The organism is Tahibacter sp. (assembly GCF_032229445.1).
In the GTDB taxonomy this organism is placed as follows: Bacteria; Pseudomonadota; Gammaproteobacteria; order Xanthomonadales; family Rhodanobacteraceae; genus Tahibacter.
Genome location: NZ_JAVTWC010000054.1, coordinates 1 through 5,186, shown reverse-complemented (window position 1 = coordinate 5,186; position 5,186 = coordinate 1). Strand labels below are relative to the sequence as shown.

Below are 5,186 nucleotides of genomic sequence, written 5' to 3'. Positions count from 1 at the left end.
CTCACCCCCAACGCGCTCTCCCTGGGTCACACAAACTCGGGGGGGTGGGGTGGCGCCCCCCGGGGCCCGGGGGGGGGGCCCCCCCCCACGGCCGGAAGGCAGCAACCGTCCCCGACGCGCTGACTGGCAGCATGATCAGCCACGAAGTGAACAAGCGACACAAAGGTGGACAGGTCACTACAGCGATCGGGACACGCCGCCGCGACGTCACCGACGCGATCGACTGGGCTGTTTGCCACAATGTGCCTTATACCTACAAAGTCGCTACTGCACCACGTGCAGGAACCATGACCCCGGACAGATCATCCAGGTTGCAGCAGCCGAACAGACGGTGCACAGCGCATTCCGATTCCGCGGTTGCGCGTTTTGCACCGTCTGGCTCACCGCCGAAACGTTTCGGCGCTGCATAGGCTGCATAGTCAACGCGCTGCTGAACTCCCGTTCGCCGTCCGGCGTCGCAAGCCCGCACGTACCGCAACCGGTGCGCAAACGGAGAACGCAATGAAGCGGCAATTGATGGGCAGCGTACTGGCATTGGCTGTAGCGTTGGCGACTGGTGTAGCCACGGCAGGTAGCGCTACGAAGGCGACACCGCCAGGAAAAACTCAGCGAGCCGCAACGTCCCAGGCCGAAGTGACGCTGTACGTGATGCCGCAATGTGGCTACTGCGAAAAGGCCCGGCAACTGCTGACCGAACGCGGCGTGACCTGGAAGGAGCACGACATCGCCAGCTCCGCCGACGCCAAACGCGAGTTCATTGCCAAGGGCGGTGTTGGCACGCCGCTGATCGTCATCGGCGATGAGGTGATCCGTGGCTACGACGCATCGCGCGTCGATGGGGCGCTCAGCGCGCACGGCTTCGCGGCAAAATAGCCTCTGCGCATGGTCAGGCCGGCCGCGGCCACCACTCAGCCGTTCGCTGCGGCGCGCAGGGCAGCGGCAACCGCGTCGACCGCATGCGGGGCGAGCTGCGGCCCGATCGGCAGGCTCAACACCCGATCGGCCAGGCTCTCGGAGATCGGAAGACTTCCGGCCGCGATACCGGATGTCGCATAAGCCTGTTGCCGGTGCGGCGGGATCGGATAATGGATCAGGCTGCCGATTCCGCGCGCGGCGAGCTCGCCCTGAACATGTGCGCGCCGCTCAGTCTGTACGACATACAGATGCCAGACCGGATCGGCCCAATCGGGCACCTGGGGGCGAATCAGATCCAGCCCGGCCAAGGCGTTGTCGTAGGCCGCTGCGATCGCAACACGCCGCGCATTCCATTGGTCCAGATGGCGTAGCTTTACGCGCAGCGCCGCGGCTTGCAGGGGGTCGAGACGGCTGTTCCACCCCGCTTCGTCATTGACGTACTTCACGCGGGAACCGTAGTTGCGCAATACACGCAGGCGCTCGGCCAGCCCTGCATCGTTCGTGGTGACGGCGCCCGCATCGCCGAGCGCACCGAGATTCTTGCCCGGATAGAAGCTCCAGGCGACGAGATCGCCATGAGCGCCGATGCGCCGGCCCCGATAGCGCGCGCCATGGGCCTGCGCCGCGTCTTCGAGCACCCGCAAACCATGCTGCCGCGCGAGCGCGATGATGGGGTCGAGATCGGCTGGCTGACCGTAAAGATGCACCGGCAGCAATACGCGTGTGCGCGGGGTGATGGCCGCAGCGATTCGCGCCGGATCGAGATTGTGCGTAAGCGGATCGGGCTCCACCGGCACCGGCGTCGCGCCGCATTGGCTGACGGCCAGCCAGGTGGCGATGTACGTATTGGACGGCACGATGACTTCATCGCCGGGCCCTACGTCAAGCACACGCAGGGCCAGATGCAGCGCATCGAGGCCATTCGCCAGTCCGACGCAATGACGGCTACCGCAGTAGCGCGCGAACTCGTCTTCGAAAGCTTCGACCTCTTCGCCGAGGATGTACCAGCCGCTGTCGAGCACGCGCGCGACGGCCGCGTCGATTTCCGGCTTCAGTTCGAGGTAGGCGGCCTTGAGGTCAAGAAACGGAATTGCCGTGGCGCTCATTTCTTCTTCGCCGCCGGCAATTTCGCCGCCTGCAGGCCGCCCACCTCGAATTCCAGCGTCTTCTTGCCCTGATCCTTCCATTCCGTATCGATGCTGAGCAACCTGGACTTGAGCAGACGCGCCACCAGCGCCTCGTTCTTGTCAATGAAGATGGCGGGCTCGCCGGTCGGTGGGATCGTGCCGGCCCAGCGCTCGGGCTTGCCGCCGTCGAAACGCAAGGTCAGCGCGCACTCGCGTGCGCACAGAAACCCGCCTTCGTCGCGCATGAGATAGGTACTTTGGCCCCACTCCGGATGATTGCGGATCAACAGCGCGACGCGCTGCGGTCCTTCGTTCGTGGGGCCGCCCTTGACATAGATCGAGGCGTGGTACTGCTTGCCCTTGCCGGCGGGCGACTCCTGGTAGGTCCAGAGACGTTCAAGGCGACGCGCCTCAGCACCAGCCTTGGCACGCTCCTGCAGTTCGGGCAAGGTCTTGCCAACTTCCGCCGCAGCCGGTGTGCCCGGAAAGCGCGCAACGATGTCGGCGCCGATATCGACGGCCAGATCGATCTTGTCGCCAGCACGCAGTTGGTCATACATCTTGAGCTTTTCCGCCGCCTGGGCCGCCTGTAGCTGCGCCGGTGTGGGGCCGGGCACCGGCGGCGGTGCGCCACTGCCGCAGGCGCTCAACAGGAAACTGATCAACAGCAGCGACGCGGAAACACGCAGAACGGACATGGCGACACTCGCAAGGGGAGCAGCGCCTTAAGATAGCAAAGCGCCGAGGTGCGTTCTCAGACGCCCAGATCGCCGGACGGCCGGGACACGTTTCCGAGTACCGACCAGCGCCGAATTTTCTCGTCCCGGCTCATCGATGCGTGTGCCGGGCTCGTGGACGGCAACGTATGCACGACCAGTCCGTGCAAGCGCTCGGCTGGGATCTTTTTGGCGATATGCCGGCTGAAAGCCTGCGCCGCCTTGGCCCCGTTGAGAGCAATCGTCACGATCGCGGGGCGCCGCGCAAGCAATGCAACGATGGCGTTGGGCACTTCGCTCTCCGCGGTGATGGCGCTGTCGAGACTGCCGCGCCGCTCGCACCCCTGCAGCACGTCCCAAAGCCCAACGCCGCAGGACTGTAGTTGTGACAACCGCCGCGCAAACGGCGCCGTTGCATCGACACCGAATACGGCGTGCATGACTGGCCAGAACAGATTCTGGGGATGGGCGTAGTACTGTCCGGCAGCCAGCGATCGAGCGCCCGGCATGGAGCCGAGAATCAGGATGCGGCAGTCCTCACCGACACAGGGCGAGAAGCTCTCGACGTAGTCGGGGCGGTGCTCGCGCACGGCGGCAGCGAGCGCTGCCGGATCACGAAGCAGGTATTTCCGCGGACGCGGCATCGGCTTCGTGGCGCCGTGCGACGCGATCCTTGAGACGGCCAAGAATGACCTCGTACAACGTCAACGCGTCCTGTGCAGCCATGTCGGGTCGGGCGCCTTCGATCGGGTAGCGTCCGGAGGAAATGATGGCCGCGGCCAGTTCCAACGCGATCTGCGACGCGCTCGGCGCATTGACGGAATTGACCACGTTGCTGTTGGCCATGGCTGCTCGCGGAGACAGAAATCGGGATGGGGCAAGACTACCACCACCGCCAGCGCCTGCCGCAAGAGTGGAATCCCTGATCCGCGCAACGGTTCGCATACTCGATCGACTCAGGCGCGTGGGCGCGTATGCGCTGGCCGTCACGACTCCGCTGTGCCAGCATTCGCGCCCGCCCTCTGCCACGTCGCCGTATGCGCCTCAACAAGTACATCAGCGATACCGGACTGTGCTCGCGCCGCGAGGCCGACGAATTGATCGAAAGCGGACGCGTCAGGGTGGATGGCCGCAAGGCCGTGGTCGGCGCGGTCATCGAAGCCGATGCCGTAGTGCTCGTGGATGGCAGTCCGCTACGCCTCAAGAATCAGCGCGGCGGCGCCAAATCGGTCTACATCGCACTGAACAAGCCGGTGGGCGTTACCTGCACGACCGACCCGGACGTCAAGGACAACATCGTTGACTTCGTCGACCACCGCGAGCGCATCTTCCCCATAGGGCGGCTGGACAAGGACTCGGAAGGGCTGATCCTGCTGACCAACAACGGCGATATCGTCAACGAGATCCTGCGTGCGGAGAATCGCCACGAGAAGGAATATCTCGTCGCGGTCAACAAACCGGTGACCGACGAGTTTCTGATCGGCATGTCCCGCGGCGTACCGATACACGGCCAGATGACCAAGCCGTGCAAAGCCTACAAATTGGGTAGATTTGGATTTCGCATCATTCTGACGCAGGGACTCAACCGGCAGATCCGGCTGATGGCATCGGCCTTCGGATACCGCGTCAAGCAGTTGAGACGGGTTCGTATCGTGAACATCAAGCTCGGTAACCTGAAGCTGGGACAGTGGCGCAACCTGACGCCGGCCGAGCTGAAAGGGCTGCTCCCGCAGCGTAAGGATTGGTAACCGAACATGATCTTGCGGCTTGCAAGGCACGGCCAGTAGACCGTGCATGTTGCTCATGCGCCGCCTGATCAATGCGTTGTTTTCTCTAAGTTTTTTGGTTGGCACGGAGCGTGAAGCTCCGGCTCAGCGCCGGTGATTACAGGTCCGGCCAAATCCAACCCACAGGAGAATCACATGCGCATTTCGACCATTCAGAAAACCGCTGCTGTCCTGCTGCTTAGCGTGACCGCACCGTTCGCCTGGGCGGCGCAGCCAGTGAAGGCGACAAACGACACGCCGAATTCGCACGAGTCGGAACAGCCGGCGGGCGATACCTGGATCACCACCAAGGTGAAGTCCGAGCTGCTGGCTGACAGCGCTGTAAAGGGTACGGACATCAACGTCTCGACCGTCAACGGGGTCGTAACACTGGCAGGCGTGCTGGACAATCAACCCGCCATCGACAAGGCCATTATGATCACGAAAGGCATCAAGGGCGTGACCGATGTCGATACGCGAGCGCTGAAGCTGCGCAAGTAAGGTTCACTCTTGCAAGCCATGGAGGCTTGTTGCCAAGGATCCCGGCACGGCTCTTGATAGCCAACTGTGCGCGCCCAGCTGCTATGCAGCTGGGCGTTTTCTTTTTCGGCTCATCGCGGAATCGTGTGGGTGATTCCGGCATCCAGTAGTTGCTGTCACGT

The 5,186-nt window shown here is 63.5% G+C and carries 7 protein-coding genes; 3 read left to right on the top strand and 4 right to left on the bottom strand.

What is annotated here, in order from left to right:
• Positions 1–501 precede the first annotated feature (501 nt).
• On the top strand, positions 502–873 hold the full coding sequence (locus RUU78_RS10485; RefSeq protein ID WP_313916337.1) for a glutaredoxin family protein: 372 nt from the start codon (positions 502–504) through the stop codon (positions 871–873).
• Between the two features lie 35 nt (positions 874–908).
• On the opposite strand, the gene RUU78_RS10480 is transcribed toward RUU78_RS10485, so the two are convergent.
• The 4 genes from RUU78_RS10480 to RUU78_RS10465 are packed head-to-tail and all read right to left on the bottom strand — an operon-like array spanning position 909 to position 3,604.
• A complete protein-coding gene (locus RUU78_RS10480) occupies positions 909–2,021 on the bottom strand; it encodes a DegT/DnrJ/EryC1/StrS family aminotransferase (RefSeq protein ID WP_313916335.1) in 1,113 nt (370 codons plus the stop codon).
• Positions 2,018–2,740 (bottom strand): hypothetical protein, encoded by a 723-nt coding sequence (locus RUU78_RS10475; protein ID WP_313916332.1) that lies wholly within the window; start codon positions 2,738–2,740, stop codon positions 2,018–2,020. The genes RUU78_RS10480 and RUU78_RS10475 overlap by 4 nt, the downstream gene beginning before the upstream one ends.
• 56 nt (positions 2,741–2,796) lie before the next feature.
• Positions 2,797–3,402 (bottom strand): DNA-deoxyinosine glycosylase, encoded by a 606-nt coding sequence (locus RUU78_RS10470; RefSeq protein WP_313916330.1) that lies wholly within the window; start codon positions 3,400–3,402, stop codon positions 2,797–2,799.
• Complete coding sequence (locus RUU78_RS10465; RefSeq protein ID WP_313916328.1) at positions 3,371–3,604, bottom strand: hypothetical protein; 234 nt, start codon at positions 3,602–3,604, stop codon at positions 3,371–3,373. The genes RUU78_RS10470 and RUU78_RS10465 overlap by 32 nt, the downstream gene beginning before the upstream one ends.
• Positions 3,605–3,795: 191 nt before the next feature.
• On the opposite strand from RUU78_RS10465, the gene RUU78_RS10460 reads away from it, so the two are divergent.
• Together RUU78_RS10460 and RUU78_RS10455 are read left to right on the top strand one after the other, a co-directional pair.
• On the top strand, positions 3,796–4,506 hold the full coding sequence (locus RUU78_RS10460) for a pseudouridine synthase (RefSeq protein WP_313916326.1): 711 nt from the start codon (positions 3,796–3,798) through the stop codon (positions 4,504–4,506).
• Between the two features lie 174 nt (positions 4,507–4,680).
• A complete protein-coding gene (locus RUU78_RS10455) occupies positions 4,681–5,025 on the top strand; it encodes a BON domain-containing protein (protein ID WP_313916324.1) in 345 nt (114 codons plus the stop codon).
• Positions 5,026–5,186 lie beyond the last annotated feature (161 nt).

Excerpts from the sequence above, each read along its gene's own strand:
- RUU78_RS10485 (WP_313916337.1), top strand. The coding sequence starts at position 502 with ATGAAGCGGCAATTGATGGGCAGCGTACTGGCATTGGCTGTAGCGTTG.
- RUU78_RS10480 (WP_313916335.1), bottom strand. The coding sequence starts at position 2,021 with ATGAGCGCCACGGCAATTCCGTTTCTTGACCTCAAGGCCGCCTACCTC.
- RUU78_RS10475 (WP_313916332.1), bottom strand. The coding sequence starts at position 2,740 with ATGTCCGTTCTGCGTGTTTCCGCGTCGCTGCTGTTGATCAGTTTCCTG.
- RUU78_RS10470 (WP_313916330.1), bottom strand. The coding sequence starts at position 3,402 with ATGCCGCGTCCGCGGAAATACCTGCTTCGTGATCCGGCAGCGCTCGCT.
- RUU78_RS10465 (WP_313916328.1), bottom strand. The coding sequence starts at position 3,604 with ATGGCCAACAGCAACGTGGTCAATTCCGTCAATGCGCCGAGCGCGTCG.
- RUU78_RS10460 (WP_313916326.1), top strand. The coding sequence starts at position 3,796 with ATGCGCCTCAACAAGTACATCAGCGATACCGGACTGTGCTCGCGCCGC.
- RUU78_RS10455 (WP_313916324.1), top strand. The coding sequence starts at position 4,681 with ATGCGCATTTCGACCATTCAGAAAACCGCTGCTGTCCTGCTGCTTAGC.